This window comes from Herbaspirillum sp. Sphag64 (genome assembly GCF_014192645.1).
Lineage (GTDB): Bacteria > Pseudomonadota > Gammaproteobacteria > Burkholderiales > Burkholderiaceae_D > Herbaspirillum.
In genome coordinates this window covers 278,278-296,189 of sequence record NZ_JACHYE010000002.1, presented here as the reverse complement: position 1 = coordinate 296,189, position 17,912 = coordinate 278,278, and the positions used below count along the sequence as shown (strand labels likewise).

Annotated in this window: 16 protein-coding genes, 4 tRNA genes and 1 riboswitch; of the genes, 17 read left to right on the top strand and 3 right to left on the bottom strand. The window is 51.6% G+C overall.

The features are described 5' to 3' along the window. The first annotated feature begins 25 nt into the window (after positions 1-25). The 8 genes from recO to FHW66_RS06305 all read left to right on the top strand — a co-directional run bounded on the left by recO (position 26) and on the right by FHW66_RS06305 (position 7,164). Entirely contained in the window at positions 26-901 is an 876-nt protein-coding gene (gene recO / locus FHW66_RS06340) for a DNA repair protein RecO (protein ID WP_183378921.1), read from the top strand. Positions 902-917: 16 nt separating this feature from the next. Continuing rightward, positions 918-2,174, top strand: a complete 1,257-nt coding sequence (locus FHW66_RS06335) for a benzoate/H(+) symporter BenE family transporter (protein WP_183378920.1) — start codon at positions 918-920, stop codon at positions 2,172-2,174. Between the two features lie 3 nt (positions 2,175-2,177). Continuing rightward, positions 2,178-2,945, top strand: coding sequence for a pyridoxine 5'-phosphate synthase (gene pdxJ / locus FHW66_RS06330; RefSeq protein WP_183378919.1), 768 nt, complete (start codon positions 2,178-2,180; stop codon positions 2,943-2,945). A gap of 2 nt (positions 2,946-2,947) precedes the next feature. Continuing rightward, positions 2,948-3,340 carry a holo-ACP synthase gene (gene acpS, locus FHW66_RS06325; protein ID WP_183378918.1) on the top strand — a complete coding sequence of 131 codons (393 nt, stop codon included), beginning with the start codon at positions 2,948-2,950 and terminating at the stop codon, positions 3,338-3,340. Next, on the top strand, positions 3,337-4,380 hold the full coding sequence (nagZ, locus tag FHW66_RS06320) for a beta-N-acetylhexosaminidase (RefSeq protein ID WP_183378917.1): 1,044 nt from the start codon (positions 3,337-3,339) through the stop codon (positions 4,378-4,380). Before acpS ends, nagZ begins: the two co-directional genes overlap by 4 nt. Positions 4,381-4,397: 17 nt before the next feature. Further along, positions 4,398-6,332, top strand: a complete 1,935-nt coding sequence (gene uvrC, locus FHW66_RS06315; protein WP_183378916.1) for an excinuclease ABC subunit UvrC — start codon at positions 4,398-4,400, stop codon at positions 6,330-6,332. Between the two features lie 115 nt (positions 6,333-6,447). Next, positions 6,448-7,020, top strand: coding sequence for a CDP-diacylglycerol--glycerol-3-phosphate 3-phosphatidyltransferase (gene pgsA / locus FHW66_RS06310; RefSeq protein WP_183378915.1), 573 nt, complete (start codon positions 6,448-6,450; stop codon positions 7,018-7,020). Between the two features lie 68 nt (positions 7,021-7,088). Then, positions 7,089-7,164 (top strand) — tRNA-Gly (locus tag FHW66_RS06305). 172 nt (positions 7,165-7,336) lie between these two features. On the opposite strand, the gene FHW66_RS06300 is transcribed toward FHW66_RS06305, so the two are convergent. Next, positions 7,337-9,514: a TonB-dependent receptor gene (locus FHW66_RS06300; protein ID WP_183378914.1), complete on the bottom strand. Its 2,178-nt coding sequence runs from the start codon at positions 9,512-9,514 to the stop codon at positions 7,337-7,339. 324 nt (positions 9,515-9,838) lie between these two features. Here FHW66_RS06300 and FHW66_RS06295 point away from each other — a divergent pair. Both FHW66_RS06295 and FHW66_RS06290 read left to right on the top strand, forming a co-directional pair. Continuing rightward, positions 9,839-9,914, top strand: a tRNA-Gly gene (locus FHW66_RS06295). Positions 9,915-10,041: 127 nt separating this feature from the next. Continuing rightward, positions 10,042-10,115, top strand: a tRNA-Cys gene (locus FHW66_RS06290). Between the two features lie 111 nt (positions 10,116-10,226). Here the strand turns inward: FHW66_RS06290 and FHW66_RS06285 are convergent. Continuing rightward, positions 10,227-10,865 (bottom strand): outer membrane beta-barrel protein, encoded by a 639-nt coding sequence (locus FHW66_RS06285; RefSeq protein ID WP_183378913.1) that lies wholly within the window; start codon positions 10,863-10,865, stop codon positions 10,227-10,229. 454 nt (positions 10,866-11,319) lie between these two features. Here FHW66_RS06285 and FHW66_RS06280 point away from each other — a divergent pair. The 6 genes from FHW66_RS06280 (at position 11,320) to FHW66_RS06255 (ending at position 16,217) form a co-directional block, all read left to right on the top strand. Beyond that, positions 11,320-11,395, top strand: a tRNA-Gly gene (locus FHW66_RS06280). 281 nt (positions 11,396-11,676) lie between these two features. Next, on the top strand, positions 11,677-12,627 hold the full coding sequence (locus FHW66_RS06275; protein WP_183378912.1) for a chemotaxis protein: 951 nt from the start codon (positions 11,677-11,679) through the stop codon (positions 12,625-12,627). A gap of 145 nt (positions 12,628-12,772) precedes the next feature. Further along, positions 12,773-13,816, top strand: coding sequence for a nicotinate-nucleotide--dimethylbenzimidazole phosphoribosyltransferase (gene cobT / locus FHW66_RS06270; protein ID WP_183378911.1), 1,044 nt, complete (start codon positions 12,773-12,775; stop codon positions 13,814-13,816). Continuing rightward, positions 13,809-14,654 carry an adenosylcobinamide-GDP ribazoletransferase gene (locus FHW66_RS06265; RefSeq protein WP_370543514.1) on the top strand — a complete coding sequence of 282 codons (846 nt, stop codon included), beginning with the start codon at positions 13,809-13,811 and terminating at the stop codon, positions 14,652-14,654. The genes cobT and FHW66_RS06265 overlap by 8 nt, the downstream gene beginning before the upstream one ends. A 15-nt stretch (positions 14,655-14,669) precedes the next feature. Continuing rightward, the gene (locus FHW66_RS06260) at positions 14,670-15,224 is read left to right on the top strand and encodes a histidine phosphatase family protein (RefSeq protein WP_183378910.1); all 555 of its coding nucleotides are present in this window, start codon (positions 14,670-14,672) and stop codon (positions 15,222-15,224) included. Positions 15,225-15,412: 188 nt separating this feature from the next. Continuing rightward, positions 15,413-15,601: riboswitch (FMN riboswitch) on the top strand. 85 nt (positions 15,602-15,686) lie between these two features. Further along, entirely contained in the window at positions 15,687-16,217 is a 531-nt protein-coding gene (locus tag FHW66_RS06255) for a 6,7-dimethyl-8-ribityllumazine synthase (RefSeq protein WP_183378909.1), read from the top strand. 250 nt (positions 16,218-16,467) lie between these two features. Here the strand turns inward: FHW66_RS06255 and FHW66_RS06250 are convergent, their stop codons facing one another. Beyond that, on the bottom strand, positions 16,468-17,091 hold the full coding sequence (locus tag FHW66_RS06250; protein WP_183378908.1) for a DUF2242 domain-containing protein: 624 nt from the start codon (positions 17,089-17,091) through the stop codon (positions 16,468-16,470). A gap of 223 nt (positions 17,092-17,314) precedes the next feature. Between FHW66_RS06250 and FHW66_RS06245 the strand changes: the two genes are divergently transcribed. Further along, positions 17,315-17,536 (top strand): hypothetical protein, encoded by a 222-nt coding sequence (locus FHW66_RS06245; RefSeq protein ID WP_183378907.1) that lies wholly within the window; start codon positions 17,315-17,317, stop codon positions 17,534-17,536. Positions 17,537-17,912: the final 376 nt, after the last annotated feature.

Below are 17,912 nucleotides of genomic sequence, written 5' to 3'. Positions count from 1 at the left end.
CACAGGACGAAGCGTAAAACAGATCATGGCCGCAATCTCCGCTGATACTACCGACGTTGTTGCGCTCAGTGCTGCAGCAACGGAATCGGCGTTGGCAACCGCCAGAAATTCCTCCGTAACAAAACCAAAGCGCGCTGCGCGTTCTGCGCAGGCGGGTACGACAGTGCGCCGGCCGAAGTCGGCTGAGCAGGATACCCGTATCCTGGCACAACCTGGATTTGTCCTGCACAGCTACCCTTACAAGGAAACCAGCCTCATCGTTGATGTGCTGACGCGCGAGCATGGCCGTATTGCGTTGGTGGCAAAGGGCGCCAAGCGGCCTCACTCGACTCTGCGTGGGGTGCTGCAGACATTTCAGCCGCTGTCGGTGAGCTGGAGCGGAAAATCGGAAGTGCGCACACTGACTGCTGCAGAATGGGTCGGTGGCTTGCTCCCGTTGGAAAAATCAGCACTGCTATGTGGTTTTTATCTGAATGAATTGTTGGTAAAACTGCTGGCTCGGGATGATTCTCACCCAGCTTTGTTCGATCACTACGTATCGACGCTCAACCAGCTTGCGCATGGAGAATCGGCACCGATTGTGCTGCGCCAGTTCGAGCGCGCACTGCTCAAGGAAACCGGTGTCGCGGCTGATTGGACCACCTGCACTTTGCTCAACAAGACGGTTGATCCCGCTACTACCTATGTGGTTGATCCGGAGCATGGTGTGCGTCCCGCCCGCGCAGCCGATGTATGGCCAAAGGTGAGTGGCAAGACGTTGCTCGACATGGAGAGTGAAGACTACAGCGATCCGACGACGCAGGCCCAAAGCAAGTTTCTCATGCGTTTTCTGCTGTCGCATCATCTGGGTGGTGTTCAACTGAACACGCGCCAGATTCTGATCGATCTCACTCAACTTTAGCAGCTCGGAGTCTATAGTGTTCAAGGATTTTTCCTGGTCCGCGTTGACCACAGGTTTTGTGGTTGTGCTGGTTGGCTTTACCAGTTCAATAGCGATCGTTTTTCAGGCAGCTGGCGCTGCGGGCGCGACGCCAGGTCAGATCAGTTCGTGGATATTCGCGCTCGGATTGGCAATGGGCGTGACCTGTATTGCGCTCTCCCTGTATTACCGCACACCGGTGGTGACTGCCTGGTCCACACCGGGCGCGGCGCTGCTCATTTCCGGCTTGTCTGGATTGAACATGTCGCAGGCAGTTGGTGTTTTCATGTTCTCGGCGCTGCTGGTGACCATTTGTGGTGTAACCGGCTTGTTTGCCCGGGTGATGAACCGCATCCCTGTATCGATCGCTGCTGCCATGCTGGCGGGGACATTGCTGCGGTTTGGCATGGATGTATTTGGTGCCATGAAGCTGGAGTTTGGCCTGGTGTTGCTGATGTTCATTGCCTATCTGATGGCCAAGCGCCTCCTGCCGCGCTACGCCATCATCATCGTGCTGGCACTTGGGGTTGCTTTTGCCGCCGCGCAGGGGATGCTCAAGCTTGATCATTTCCAGTTTGCGCTGGCCCGCCCGGAGCTGGTCATTCCTCAATTTTCCTTTACCAGTTTGATTGGCGTCGGTATCCCATTGTTCGTTGTTACCATGGCTTCGCAGAATGCGCCGGGTGTAGCGATCATGCGCGCATCGGGCTATCAGACGCCAATATCACCATTGATTACTGCGACTGGCCTGACCACGCTTTTGCTGGCACCGCTGGGTTGTTTTTCTGTCTGTCTGGCGGCAATTACCTCGGCAATGTGCATGAGCAAGGAAGCGCATGAAGACCCGGCCAAGCGTTATGTCGCCAGTGTTGCCGCCGGCGTGTTCTATCTGCTGGCGGGTATTTTCGGTGCCACTGTCGTTGCCTTGTTTGCAGCATTTCCCAAGGCGTTGGTCATGGCAATTGCAGGACTGGCATTGTTCGGTACGATTGCCAACGCGCTGACTACTGCCATGTCTGACGAAAAGCAGCGTGAAGCATCTCTTGTCACTTTTCTGGTGACGGCTTCGGGTATCTCTCTGTTCAGTGTTGGTGCGGCTTTCTGGGGGCTGGTTGCTGGTGCCCTGGTTATGCTTATTTTCAATTGGCGTGTTGCTGCGCCGCTTAATGTCTCTGGTGTCGCGGATAATGCCGGCCGCTCCAATGCCAATATCACCACGACGACTTCATCCTCATCCACAAGCATATCTCGTTAAATCATGAGTTTCCTGCATCCTGTTGGCCCAGCCATCGAGTTGGGCGTCAATATCGATCACGTTGCTACCTTGCGCAATGCGCGCGGCACGCGTTACCCGGATCCGATCCAGGCGGCACTACAAGCCGAGGAGGCCGGTGCTGATGCGATTACCTTGCACATGCGCGAAGACCGTCGCCACATCCGCGATGCCGATGTGGAGGCAATTCGTCCTCTGCTGCGTACACGGATGAATCTGGAAGCTGCAGTGACAAGTGAAATGATCGATTTTTCCTGTCGCATCAAGCCTCACGACTCTTGCCTGGTGCCAGAAAAACGCAATGAAGTCACCACGGAAGGTGGGCTCGATGTGGTGACGCACTTTGCGCAAGTACAGGCAGCCGTGCGGCAATTGCAGGCAGAGGGCATCCGCGTGAGTCTGTTCATCGATCCGGAGGCCGAGCAGATCAAGGCGGCGGCAGAAACCGGTGCGACGGTGATTGAGCTGCATACCGGGCGTTATGCCGAGGCGCATGACGAGGCCGAGCTGCAAAAAGAACTGGAGCGAATCCGCGCTGGTGTTTTGGCGGGACTGCAAAATGGACTCAAGGTCAATGCCGGGCATGGATTGCACTACACCAATGTGCAGGCAATCGCCGCCATCGCCGATATCGCCGAACTGAATATCGGTCATGCGATTGTGGCGCATGCGCTCTTTGTTGGCTGGAAGAATGCCGTCAGTGAAATGAAGGCGATTATCCAGCAGGCGCGGACCAACAGTGGACGAGGCTGAGCGTGATTTACGGAATCGGGACCGACATCCTGCAGACCTCGCGCATCAAGGCTGCACTTGCCAAGTATGGGGATCGCTTTGCTGAGCGCATTCTTGGCCCCGAAGAGATGGTCAAGTATCTGAATCGCAAGGCCAAAGTCGAGTCTCGTGGAATCAACTTTCTGGCCACACGGTTCGCCGCCAAAGAAGCTTTTTCCAAAGCTATTGGCATGGGTATGCGTATGCCCATGACGTGGCGCGCCATGCAAACACTCAATGCGCCGAGTGGCAAACCCGAAGTGGTATGCAGCGGCGCCCTCAAGATCTGGATGGAACAGCAGGGATTGACCGCACAAGTCTCGATTACCGATGAGGCAGAGTATGCGGTCGCTTTTGTCATTGTGGAGAAAAAATGAATTCAGCAGTACAGCAATCCAGCAAGCCACTTGGTCCGATCATGCTCGATGTGGTGGGGACCACGCTGACGGCAGATGACGTTCGTCGTATTCAGCATCCGCTGACTGGCGGCGTGATCCTGTTTGCCCGTAATTACGTCGACCGCAAGCAACTGGTGGCGTTGACTCAGGCCATCCATGCGGCGCGTCCCGGGGTCCTAATTGCGGTCGATCATGAGGGTGGCCGGGTACAGCGATTCAAGACAGATGGTTTTACCCATTTGCCAGCCATGCGCACTCTGGGAGAGTTATGGGATCGTGATGTTCTTGCCGCTACCAAGCTGGCTACGACCGTTGGTTTTGTACTGGCAGCGGAATTGCGCGCCTGCGGTGTTGATTTATCGTTCACACCGGTGTTGGATCTGGATTTTGGTCAGTCTGATGTGATCGGTACACGGGCGTTTCACCGCGATCCACGCGTTGTCAGTCTGCTTGCTAAAAGCCTCAATCATGGCCTCGCTCTGGCCGGGATGGCCAATTGTGGCAAGCATTTCCCGGGACATGGTTTTGTTGCTGCGGATTCGCACATCGCGATTCCTGTCGATGACCGGGAATTCAAGGACATCATGCATGATGACGCCGCACCCTATGACTGGCTTGGCATGAGTTTGACGGCAGTGATGCCAGCGCATGTCATCTATCCTAAGGTGGATCCACATCCGGCCGGTTTTTCGAAAAAGTGGCTGACTATCCTGCGTCGCGATCTGGGCTTTCAGGGCGTCATTTTCAGTGACGATCTGAGCATGCATGGTGCCAGCGCCGTTGGTGGTGTTCTCGAAGGCGCACAGGCTGCGTTGAAGGCCGGTTGCGACATGATTCTGATCTGTAATTCGCCTGATAAGGCCGATCTGCTGTTAAACGGTCTGAAGACCAAAGTCTTTCCGGCATCGGCTGCGCGCATTGCGGCGTTGGTGCCGCAAAATCATGCGCTGGATTGGGCTAGCCTGCAGCAGGATGCACGTTATCTTGCTGCCAAGGCCGCGTTGCAGAAGCTGCCATAAGTATTTCTCCCGCAAGTATGTCCTCGACCCTGCCACCTGTGCCTCCAGAATCATCAGAGCCATCAAAGACTTCCGAGCAGGCAGCTGCGTCGCAGCAATCTGATGTCTCTGATGCGCGTGCGATTGTGTTGGCGACGGTCTCGAAGCTCCCGCATTTACCGGGTGTGTATCGCTATTTTGATCATCAGGATCAGTTGCTCTACGTTGGCAAGGCGCGAGATCTCAAGAAGCGTGTCTCCAGCTATTTCCAGAAGACGCTGACCAGCCCGCGCATCGCCATGATGGTCGAGCGTATTGCCCGGCTGGAGACGACGGTGACCCGCAGTGAAGCCGAGGCACTGCTGCTGGAAAATAATCTGATCAAGACCTTACGGCCGCGTTTCAACATCCTGTTTCGCGATGACAAGTCCTACCCGTATCTGAAGATCAGTGGTCATGCCTTCCCGCGTATGGCCTATTACCGTGGCGCCGTTGACAAGAAGAATCAGTATTTCGGCCCCTTTCCCAACGCATGGGCAGTCAAGGAGTCGATTCAGATTTTGCAAAAGGTATTCCTCCTGCGAACTTGCGAAGATACTGTCTACGCTAATCGGACCCGGCCGTGCCTGCTGCATCAGATTCACCGTTGCAGTGGTCCGTGCGTGAACCTGATTACCACTGAGGATTACGCCCAAGACGTCGAAAATGCCTCCAAGTTTTTGCGCGGCAGGCAAACCGAGGTGCTCGACGTGCTGGAAAAGAAAATGCATGCCTTCGCCGGCGAGCTTAAATTCGAACAAGCCGCTGCCGTGCGCAACCAGATCACCTCGCTGTCGAGTGTGTTGCACCAGCAAACCATGGAAACCGGCAGCGACGCCGATATCGATATCATTGCCGTGGTCGTGCATGGAGGCCGCGCCTGCGTGAATCTGGCGATGGTGCGTGGTGGTCGTCATCTGGGTGACCGTGCTTATTTCCCGACTCAGGTCGAGGGTGCTGAAGCGCTGGCCGATCAGGAAGAGGCGATTGAGGCGGCTGTTCTCAAGGCTTTCCTGGCGCAGCACTATATTGATACCTTCATCCCCGGCAATCTGATTCTCAACCATGAGTTCGATGACCCAGCCTTGATGCTGGCACTGATGGAACAATGCGGGCATCGCATTACATTGACCTTTCAACCGCAGGGACAGCGTCGACAATGGCTTGAAATGGCACACAAGGGTGGCGAGATCGCACTGGCCAGGCTGCTTTCCGAGCAAGGTTCACAACAGGCACGCACTCGCGCACTGGTGGAGGCCTTGAGTCTGGAGGTCGAGGATATTGATAGCTTGCGCGTGGAGTGCTTCGATATCAGCCATACCCAAGGTGAGGCAACTCAGGCATCCTGTGTCGTATTTCACCATCATGCCATGCAAAATGGTGAATATCGTCGCTATAACATCAACGATATTACCCCGGGCGATGATTACGCCGCCATGCGTCAGGTCTTGATGCGGCGTTACGAAAAATTGGCCAATGGTGAAGGAACGATGCCTGATGTGGTTCTCATCGATGGCGGCAAAGGCCAGGTCGAGATGGCGCGGCAAGTGTTTACCGAGCTTGGGCTGGATCTGAGCCTCATCGTTGGTGTCGCCAAGGGAGAAGGGCGCAAGGTGGGACTGGAAACCCTGGTTTTTGTTGATGGACGACTGGCGCAGGAGTTAGGCAAGGAGTCCGCTGCATTGATGTTGATTGCGCAGATTCGCGATGAGGCCCATCGCTTTGCGATTACCGGAATGCGTGCCAAACGCGCCAAGGCGCGTCAAACATCCAGACTGGAAGAAATTGAAGGCATTGGCGCCAAACGACGACAAAAATTGCTGGCCCGCTTCGGTGGTTTGCGTGGTGTCACTGATGCCAGTGTCGATGAGTTGGCCTCGGTAGAAGGGATTTCGCGAACGCTGGCGGAGGAAATCTATCGGCAATTACATTGATGTTGTCGCTTTTCCTGCGTATAGGCAGCGTCTGGCATCGTATTTTGTCAGGCTGCTCTGATACTATCTCGGTAAATTTAATCCTGCTCAGCAGTTCCTGATAATAATTCAAGGTATGCCATTTAACTTTCCCATTTTGCTCACCTGGTTGCGGGTCGCTCTGATTCCCTTGGTTGTCGGTGTGTTCTACGTTCCCGAACTCGGACTGAGCCGCTATCAGCAAGGAATGGCATCGACCATCATCTTTATTGTGGCGGCTGCGACTGACTGGTTCGACGGTTTTCTGGCTCGTCGCTGGAATCAGACTTCTGCATTTGGTGCCTTTCTGGATCCGGTGGCAGACAAGTTGATGGTTACGGGTGCCTTGCTGGTGCTGCTGCATCTTGGGCGTGTTCATCCCGTAGTGGCATTTATCATCATTGGTCGTGAAATCGCTATCTCGGCGCTGCGTGAATGGATGGCGCAGATTGGTGCATCGAAATCCGTCGCAGTCAGTTCCTTGGGCAAGATCAAGACGACTGCGCAAATGATCGCCATTCCCATGTTGCTGTACTACGATGAGCTGTTTGGCGTCATTGATACCCGCTTGTGGGGGCATGTCTTGATGCTGGTGGCAGCTCTGCTGACAGTCTGGTCGATGTTTTACTATCTGCGCAAGGCATGGCCGATGATCAAGAAGATTCAATAAAACTCAATAAATCAAATATCAGGTATTGACTTTTTCTGCCAAGGCGCTATAGTGGCGGTCTTGTCAATGCGGGAGTAGCTCAGTTGGTAGAGCGATACCTTGCCAAGGTATAGGTCGAGAGTTCGAGACTCTTCTCCCGCTCCATTATTCTTTGTGTAGTTACTTAAGTAGCTATGCGGTAAAAAACAGGCACTTCGGTGCCTGTTTTTTTTCGTCCACATTCTTGTTATTCTAAGGTTGCGCCGTTTTGGTTTTCTACTCCACAGCGCGCAGATAAACATCTGTCTGCGGCGCTGTTGTCTCATCAAGCGGAGATTCAGAAATGCTTGGACATCGCCAGATAAAATCCGCGTCGCTGTCCATATTGTGGTGCGCCGACACCAATGCCGCTGCCATCTCGAATTTCATAGGTTGCATCGAGTAGATTGACGACGCTCAAACGCAGCGTCACTTTTCCGATAGGGGAATCGTCGAAGGTGCGCGACGCTGCCAGATTGAAGGTGGTGTAGAAGGGCAAGTGTTCGCTGTTTGCGAAGCCGCTGCGCAAGCCGCTACCAGCGATGGCGTCGCCACTATAAGTGGTGCCACGATAGAGGTAGGAAACACCTGCCGATGCAGTGAGCTTCTGGTCATGATCCAGATGTACCCAATTATTGGCAATGTAATTCAGTTCTGCCTGCGTGAAATTATATTGGCTTGAAATAATGTTCTTGCCCAGTGCGGTTGAACGCGCCAGATTGAAATAGGCAGACAAGTCATCCTGACGATAGTTGAGGGTGAGCTCCAGTCCGTAGATCTTGCCTTGCGCATAATTGAAGGGCGTGTAGAGCAGGGCAGATCCGAACTGTCCTTCATCAAGTAAATTCGTGACTTGCTTGTAATAGGCATCTGCGCCCAGTGTTAGTGTTTCGGATACCTTGTGGGACACTCCTATATCGTAAGTATTGGATCGTTCAGGTTGTACCGCGCCGTTCTGGCTACTTGCCGCAGCCCCGGTTGTCCCTTCAAAGCTGGCAACGGTAGAGGCCGGTATCAATTCATTGGCTGGTGGCGTGAAGTATCGCGCATAGCCAGCGTGCAAGGTGGTATCGGGGGTCATTTGAAATACCATGCCAATTCGCGGACTCAATTGGCTGCCGGTGACATAGGCATTGATTTGATCAAAGCGGGCGCCGTAATTGAGGGTGAGCTTGTCGGTGAGTTTCCATTCGTCTTGCAGGTAAATTCCGCTTTGTGTTGTGACTTTACTTGCGCTATCGCTGATCGAGATCGGTGTTGTGCTGGTTGGATTGCCATCAGCATCGGCAGGCAGTGTCAGAGACTGGTCGCTGTTGGAGAGCTTTTCCCTGGTTGTTGATAGTCCCGCACGTAGAGTGTGATTGTCGTTGAGCCTGTAACCGGTATCCAGTTGCAGGCCATTGGCCAGTCCCGAGCGGGAGACCTGGCTAGTGACGCCGGTATAAATCAGGTCGCCGTAATTATCTGGTTGATAGGACACGCTGGTATAGCGGCTGAAAAGGGCGATCTGGTAATCGATATCGTCGCCAACGGCACCTTGCAAAGAAATAATTTCGTAGCGATTCGTTTCGCGCTGGGTTTCATGCAGATTAGCAGACGCAATATTAACCCCGGGTAGTGGGTAGCTTGGTGTTTCGCCAGCAGTATTGGGTATCTGAAAGCGACTGTTGGTGTTGGCTAAAATCAAGCTGATCCGTGTGTCTGGGTTGATCAGATATGAAAAATAGCCGAATCCCTTGTTTTGCACTGTGCGGTCATGCAGTGGCGAAGAGGAACTTGTAGGGTTCTCAATGCCGAGATTGTTGGCATTCAGAGAGCCAGAAAGATAATAGTTAATACCGTTGACGGTGCCGCTCGTATCTATATTCAATTGGCGGGTATTGTTGCTGCCGACGACGATGCCGATATTGCCCTCTGGTGTCAGTTGCCCGGTTTTCGTTTGGATATCCACGATGCCTGCTGTGCGATAGCCGTATTGCGCTGGTAATGCGCCAGTAATCAGGTTGACACTATCGATAAAATGCGTGTCCAGGGTTTGACCAAATCCGGAGATGCTCTCTGGTAGCAGGATGCCGTTGAGACGGTACTGCAGGTTTGCATGATCTCCACGCACATGTAACTGGCCATACGAGTCTTGTGCAACGCCTGGCGCTTGCAGCAAGACCTGGTTGAAGGAGCTATCTTCTCCCAGTGGGAGTGATTCGATATCCTTGTGGCTGATGTGGTAGGTGCTACTTCCTGTTTCTACCTGAATGCTGTTGCGCACACCATTAAGACGATCGCTTGAGACTTCAATGACCGGTAATGCTTCGGTTGAGGTGCCATCTGATTTTGGCGTGTCGTTTTGCGTCTGTCCTTGTTGCTCTGCGATGGTGGGCGTGATCGGTTGAGAAAGCGATTCAGCCTGGCTTGCTGAAGTCGATGTTGTGTAGGCGAGCGCAACCAGCGCGCTTAGTTTTAGCAAGCGTGTATTCATGGTGGGATTCAAGTGGTTGAGGTGATCACTCGCAACCAATTTCGCTGGGAGTGATATTGCTGACTCAATGGGTGGCTTCGGGAGGTGCCTGTGAATGAGGGGTATGAAAAGGAATATGCATGGTCGCGGATTTTATTTGCAACAAAGTTGCATTTACGATGTGGGCATCTTAATCCGAGTTCGTTTTAAATGCAACTTAGTTGCATTAATGACGGGTGCTGTTTTGCTTTCAGTGCAATTTTTCTCGGAATGGCCTTGCGCGACACTTCATGTCGATATACAATATGGCCTTCTTTGAACAGCAGTGGTTCCTGGTTGTTCGATGCGGGAGTAGCTCAGTTGGTAGAGCGATACCTTGCCAAGGTATAGGTCGAGAGTTCGAGACTCTTCTCCCGCTCCAGAATACATAAAGGAAGCGTTCAGTGCGCTTCCTTTTTTTATTATGAGCATATGGCTCTTGGTGTGTAGTAAGGAAATTTCCTTAGCGCCAACAGTTTGTTGTACTGCGTCTGTCACGCGTCCCCTTAGGCGGGGTAGCAAAGTGGTTATGCAGCGGCCTGCAAAGCCGTCTACGCCGGTTCGATCCCGACCCCCGCCTCCAAGATTCAGGTAATATAAAAAAGCCCGCAAATCGCGGGCTTTTTTTGCGTGGTTTGTACCTAACATGCCTTTTGTATGTGGCTAGGTCATGCACTGGTCCGACTAAGTTTGCTTAAAAATTGTAGCGCACGCCGATGCTCAGCAGTTCGTTGCCCAATTTGAAATCGGTGTCTTTCAGCTTGGATTTTCCAAAATATTCATACTCTGCTCGTAAGCTCACGTTTTGTGTTAGGTGGTACTCAGCGCCAAGTCCCAGCATCGGTGCAATTGAAGTGCTCTTGTAGGTCTGTGACGTGATCTGATTTTCCGGGCCCCCCTCGACGTAGTCTTTTTGTCCATGCACTCTCGAGAATCTGGTGAGTGCTCCAAGTTTGCCGAATACACTGAATTCATTTGATAGTGGGAGATTGCCAACTCCGCTAATGCCAATACCTGAGCTGGTAATCCTGATCTCGTTTGAAGGATAGGCGCTTGCATGCGTCTTGTAGGTAGAGGTTCCGAATTCGACATACTCAAATTCGACCGCCCAGATATTGTTGAACTGATAGCCGCCATAGAGCTTCACCCCGGTGCCACTATTTTTCAGCTCGCCGTCTTCGTAAATTTCTTCAGGTTTTGGGACCTTGTAGTGACTGTATCCGATACCTGCGCCTAGATACCAACCTTCCTTTTCTGGGGTGGCGGCATTGGCGTAAGTCGAGGCCGCCAGCAGACAGGCGCCGATTGAAATGGTCAAAATACGTGAATTCATCAAAATCCTTAGCTAACGATTAAAAAAATATCCAGCCGTATCTCTGTTGACGGAGCTACGCACTTATTCTGTCGATGGTGATGTAGTCGATCTCGGCGGGAGTATTGAGGTCCGGCCATCTTTTTGTGCAAGAAAAAGGATGGTGTTCGGTAGGGGCAAGTCTATGAAGTCGCTGTTATCAGCGCCATCAGCTGATTCTCAAAAAAAAATCGAATTATTTTTAGTTTTAGTTGGCATAGTGAAGTGCAAATCAAATTGATTGATTTTCTGTGCGGTGCTTGTCAACTTTCTTGAAACTGTATATACTCTTTTTCTTCGTTTATTTTGCTGGCTGGTGGCGCTAGTGCCTTGTGAAAAACGAATTCTGGTGGCATAGGCAAGTGTCAGTTATTCCAGAACGACATTTTGATATTGCTTAGTTAATGTCAAAAGTATTACTGTATTACCTCTCTATGCGGGAGTAGCTCAGTTGGTAGAGCGATACCTTGCCAAGGTATAGGTCGAGAGTTCGAGACTCTTCTCCCGCTCCAAATTTGGAAAAAGGAAGCTCATTGACGAGCTTCCTTTTTTTTCGTCTTTCCTCAATGCTCATCTCTATTGACTCCCGCATTTCCTAGTGGGGACAAGCAGAATCACGTGCCGTGTTTTGCAATTTTGGAAGTTCCAAGGTCTGGCATGTCAATATCACTGCTAAAAAGAGCGATTTATTAACGTTTCGCGGAGATTGAATTGTTTTTCCAGACATTACGCTTTACATTGGCGTGATTGTTGGTTCGAATAACTGTTTTGATGGTACGGGGGAGGGCTGAACATGGATGCTTTTCAAAAAGAGATTGACGAAAGAACGAACCTGACTAGTTCAAACAAGTTTGAACTATTGCTTTTTCGTCTGGGTGCTGATCCACATGGCGTGCGTTCGGAACTGTTCGGCATCAATGTATTCAAGATTCGGGAAATCGTTCCCATGCCGCATATCACGACCGCAGCGGGTACCCAGTCGCCAATGCTGGGTATGGTGAATATTCGCGGTCAGATTATTTCAGTCATTGACTTGCCTAGTGTCGTGGGCTGTGTCCCCAAAACCGGTCTTAATATTTTGCTGGTGACTGAATATGCGCGGAGTACTCAGGCGTTTGCCGTCGAGTCAGTCGAGGAAATCGTCCGGCTGGAGTGGAGCCAGGTACTTTCAGCCGAGACCAAGGCGGGAGGAAACTTCGTCACCAGTATCGCGCGCCTTGACGATGACGAAAGTGGGAGTCGTCTGGCGCAGGTGCTGGATGTTGAACAAATCTTGCATGAAATTATGCCGGTCGAACGCGATATGGATCTGGTTGGTATGGAGAAGATTACTCTCAAACCAGGCTCGGTCATTATTGCTGCAGATGATTCCAGAGTCGCTCGCTCACTGGTTGAGCAGGGCTTACAAGCGATGGGCTTACCGTTTGAAATGTTCAAGACAGGTAAGGAAGCCTGGGAGCGGTTGGTACAAGTCAATCACGAAACCCGTGAGCAGTCCGTACCAATTACCGATCGCGTTGCGCTGGTCCTGACCGATCTCGAGATGCCCGAAATGGATGGCTTTACCTTGACACGTAACATCAAGAGAGATGATCGACTGAAAGCGATTCCGGTCGTGATTCACTCATCCTTGTCGGGTTCCACCAATGAAGAGCATGTCAAGAATATTGGTGCGGATGGGTATGTAGCGAAGTTCGCGATCGAGGACCTGACCAAGGCGCTGCTGCATGCGTTGAAAAAATAGAGTCTGTCAGCGAGGCGTCAGCGGCGCGATCAAGCAGAATCGTACAATGACGCGCAAAATTATTCTTTTATTATTTCCATTATTGCCGATGTTGCTTAGGCTGACAGTGACTGCTTTAAGCTGTCGGTGAGAGATATATTCGTTTATGCGCATTCCAACTATACCTACTACGCGCGATGAGCAGTTAATAACTGCCTTGCAGTCCGCGATTGATAACAAGACCAAGCCTCAAGGGAGTTTGGGGGTGCTGGAGTTCATCGCCAGTCGTATTGGCCGGATCCAAAATTCCGTAAAACCGTGTATTGATCGTGCTGCCATTATCGTATTTGCAGCCGATCACGGCATCGTGGAAGAGAACGTATCGGCTTATCCGCAAAGCGTGACGTGGCAAATGGTAGAGAATTTTCTGGCCGAGGGCGCCGCCATTAATGTCTTCGCGCGTCAGAATCAATGTGCATTACATATTGTTGATGCGGGCGTCAACCATGATTTTGGACAGCGCGCCGGACTGATGTCTCACAAAATCGCCTACGGAACGCGAAATTTTGCCATCGAGCCAGCGATGACCGTCGCGCAATGTGAGCAGGCAGTCCAACGCGGTATGGATCTGGTCGCAGCACTTGATGCCGAAGTGATCGGTTTTGGTGAAATGGGCATCGGTAATACTACTGCTGCGGCCGCCATCATGCACAAGCTCACCGACATTGATTTGTCTGAGTGCGTCGGGGCAGGCACCGGACTGGACGCTGCGGGAATTCGCCACAAGCTGCAGGTCATCGAGCGGGCAGTTGCTTTTCATGCTGCCCAATCAGAAACGGCGACTGCGCTGGAGGTGTTGCGAACATTTGGCGGATTTGAAATTGCCATGATTACCGGCGCCATGTTGAAGGCAGCAGAGCGACGCATGGTCATCCTCGTGGATGGTTTCATTGTGACGTCTGCATTGTTGGTCGCGGCGACGTTAGAACCTGCCATTCTGGAATATTGCCTTTTTTCCCACTGTTCCGATGAGCAAGGCCATCGTCGTATGCTCAGTTATTTGCAAGCTCGCCCACTGATGCAGTTGGATCTGCGTCTGGGAGAGGGAACTGGTAGTGCGTTGGCGCTGCCACTGCTGCATGCTGCAGTGAATTTCCTGGCGCAGATGGCGACATTTTCATCGGCGCAGGTAAGCGAGAAGAGTGTCTGAAGTGGATCAGGAGGGCAGGCCATCTTCCGAGGCATCATTGGTCAAGTCTAGTGGTGTGAAATACCAGTTGCGGCTGTTTTTTACCGCGGTGCAATTTTTTACGCGTCTGCCAATACCACGTTGGGTTGGTTTTGATCCGCAATGGTTATCCCGAGCCACAAGATATTTGCCCGCAGTAGGATTACTTATCGCAATCTTGTGTGCCGGGGTCTACGCCATCCTTGTATACTGTCTGCCGAAGTCGGTTGCAATATTGCTTTCAACGGTGGCTGGCATTTATTTCACCGGAGCATTGCATGAGGATGGTTTCGCGGATGTTTGCGATGGTTTTGGTGGAGGATCTCAGCCTCAGCGTGTGATGGAGATCATGCGTGATTCTCGCCTCGGTACTTTTGGTGTGCTTGGCCTGGTTTTGCTGGTGGCAGTCAAGCTTGTCACACTGACGAGTTTGCCGGTTGAGAAGATCGCGCCAGCCTTACTGGTGGCACATCCCTTTTCGCGAGGTTGCGTCGCAGGTTTGATCTGGGGCATGAAGTATGTGCGCGAAGAAGGTAAGGCCAAGCCAATGGTGCAGCAGATGACCGTGATCGAGTTTGTCGTCTCAACGCTGACCGCTCTGTGTCCTCTGATGCTTTGCGGGATGTCAGGCTGGTTACCGTGGTCTGCATTGCTACTGGCTTCAGCGGTAGCTCTGGTTGCTGTTATGTTTCTCGTGCGATTGTTTCAGCGTCGCCTCGGAGGATATACCGGTGACTGCCTTGGAGCGGTGCAACAATTGAGCGAAGTGGCGATATATATTGGCCTGTTGGCTGGGTTGTCGCCGGCGCTTTCTTTATGAACAGAAAGGTTGAATATGCTGCTGCATCTCATTCGTCATCCCTTGCCAGTGATCGATAAAGGTCTGTGCTATGGAAGTAGCGATCTTGCCGTGACCGAAGAGGAGTGCCGATCAGTATTGGAGAATGTCAGTCCAGCGTTGCCACCTTATGTGCCTCTCTATTCCAGTCCCTTGCAACGTTGCGTATTCCTGGCTGAGCCGCTGGCGGCAGCGTTGAATGCAGGCCCGGTTCGCTATGACCCGCGACTGATGGAAATGCATTTTGGCAGCTGGGAGCAGCGTGCCTGGGATGATTTGCCCCGTGAGGAAATCGACCAATGGGCTTCCGATGTCGTAGGCTATCGCCCTGGTGGTGGTGAAAACGTATTGAACGTTGCTCAACGCATCGATTCGTTTTGCGGAGATCTGCTACAGCGCGGTCATGGTCAGGCTATTATTGTCTGCCATGCCGGAACGATTCGTCTGTTACAGGCCCGTGCGCAGAATTTACCAGTGCTGCAGATGGCCATGCATGCCGCTACCAACACCCAGGCAATTGCTTTCGGAGAGGTTTTGACTTTGCAGTTATAGGCTTTCTACGGCCTTATCTCGTCATTTCCACATTTGCTATTTCCTTTTCCTGATTACCTGCATATTGAGCAGTGATACCGCTGCTCAAGCATTGATATTCGCAAGGCCCGCCTGCAGTAAATTTTGAATCGTGATAAATTCCCTGCTGACAAAAATTTGCACGAAATCCATGTGCAATTTTTTGATCATGATGTTCTCGGGGCGGGGCGTAATTCCCCACCGGCGGTGATGTCGTTATTGCTTCGCTTGCGAAACAGGAATGACGAGCCCGCGAGCGCTTGCCTGACCATTGTGTTTACCGCAATGACCAGGCAAGGTCAGCAGATCTGGTGAGATGCCAGAGCCGACGGTCATAGTCCGGATAAAAGAGAACGGGATTTCCGCTGTATTCAGGCGCCTTGGCGTTTGAGCAGCCGTCTTCCCACGCGCCCTGTTTTTTCAACAAACAGGAGTCCTGAATCAATGCCACATCCATCTGTAGTTCCCTCTCAGCAAATTGAGCCTCATGGCGCAGTCAGGCAACGTATAGCCTTTATTCAGGCTAGCTGGCATAAGGAAATCGTTGATCAATGTCGTCTTTCGTTTACGACTGAAATGGCTAAGCAGGGCTTTCCAGCGACGTCGATTGATTTTTTTGAATTGCCTGGCGCATTCGAAATTCCGTTACATGCCAAAGTACTGGCAAAAACAGGCCAATACGCTGGTATTGTTGCGTCTGGCCTCGTCGTCGACGGCGGTATCTATCGCCATGATTTTGTAGCGCAGTCTGTGATTAGTGCACTGATGCAAGTGCAGCTGGAAACTGAGGTACCGGTGTTTTCAGCAGTGCTTACCCCTCACCATTTCCACTCACATGGTGAACATCAACAGTTTTTCCATGAACACTTTGTGGTCAAGGGGCGTGAAGTTGCGCAAGCCTGCGCCAGCACCGTGAGCAAGCTGGCGAATCTGAGGACGACGCAATCGATCTCGGCGATCCGTGATGCAGCATAAATACGGCTGCATCGTCTATTGAGTGCGGATCGGTTTAACTGGTTGCCAGTGGTATCTCTAGCTGCGGGCTAGTGGTGACGAACGCAGTCAATTTCACATAGTTACCCACAAAAAATGTGGGCAACTATGTGGATAACTTGTTTGTGAAAGTGCAAGTTATTGATTTTATTAAATATTTGTTCCCGCCTCAAAATCAGGCATCGCTCGCCAGAAGAGTCAATGCTGGCGGCAGCAATTACTGGCATCTGGCTTAATGCGTGTCTTTTTTATCCGATACTCCGACAGGTCCATCGAGTTGATGTTGATTGATACCGTCAAGGGTGTCTTCGCCTGGTGTCAGATAGCGTTCCACGGCTCCGAAGAAACGGTCATAAAAATCAGCAGCCCGGATGGTTTCACTCGCAACCTTCACCATAGAGTCATCGCTAGAGCTGAACGGCATGGAGACAGAGCCCAACACGCTCAAGCCTAGGCTGGCCGAGTTATTTGTTTTCTTGAGTGCATAGCGATCTTGCGTCGCGCTGACGAATACGGCACTAGAGCGATCTGCCTTGCCATTAGATGCACACACGATGTGGAATGCAATCTCGACATGTTGATCAGCCTCAGGCTGGAAGCTCTTGGTGCCGTCAATCAAATTTGTTTGCGCTTTGCTGATGATATAACCCTGTCCAAGCAAGGCGCGACGAGCAGCCTCACACGAGGCTGCATCATTGACGCTGAAAGTACGCGAATAGGTATCTGTTTCACTGAAATCTTCCTGATGATACAAAGAAGGCTTTGAAGATGCACAACCTGCCATGGAGACCAGAATGCTTAATGGTATCAGGGTAGTCATGAAGGAAATAGATAGGGATGGATGCAAGCGATGCATGCCTGGGTTCTCCTGAGATCGAAAATGACAGTCTTGAATGATGTGTGAAGCAATTGTAAATGACTCGCCGGTTACGAAGTAGTTGGATAAAGTAATGAGAGGTAACAGGAAATCATTGCAAATTCTTTCCAGCGTAGAGCAGGAAAGTTTTCATGTACTATATTTCCGCACTGAAATGCGCGTGGCCGCCATGGTCTCCTTGTTTTGATTGCAGAAAGCCGAGATGGACGACACCAAGAAAATTGCGCTGGAGCGTATCCGCAAAGAATTGATCAATGCACACAACCGCGCGGCATGGCATATGGCGGCGACCATCGTCAAAGCGTCGCAGGTCAAAGGGGGGATGGATTTGCCACCCAGCGCGGGTGAGTTGGCTGAGCTTAATGCCACTATCAACAATTTGCGCAGTGTCGCAGAGGATGCCATTGCATTGCTGAAAGAATAAAGTAACGGCTTCTGGGACTTCTTGCATTTCTCGTTTGTTGATCCTTGTGTCGTTTTGGGCACATTTCTCTAGTTCAGGAATTGGTCATATTCCTGTAAAAACTGTTTCCTACAATGCCGAGCATCGCGCAATTCAGTATTGCACCTACCGGAGCCGGCGGTCGGGAAATATACCGGCACCAAATTAAGCAGACCCGCGAATCGTCATGGTTTCGCGGGTTTTTTATTCGCGGTTGCCAGACCAAGTGAAATACCTTAACTGTACTGGTGCAAAGTGACTCTGTGCGATTTTGTAGCAAGCAGATAAGATGATGTTTTAGATATTTCCTTCTGGAATCTATCATGCTCTCTGCAATTGCCATTGCCAAGAAACGTGT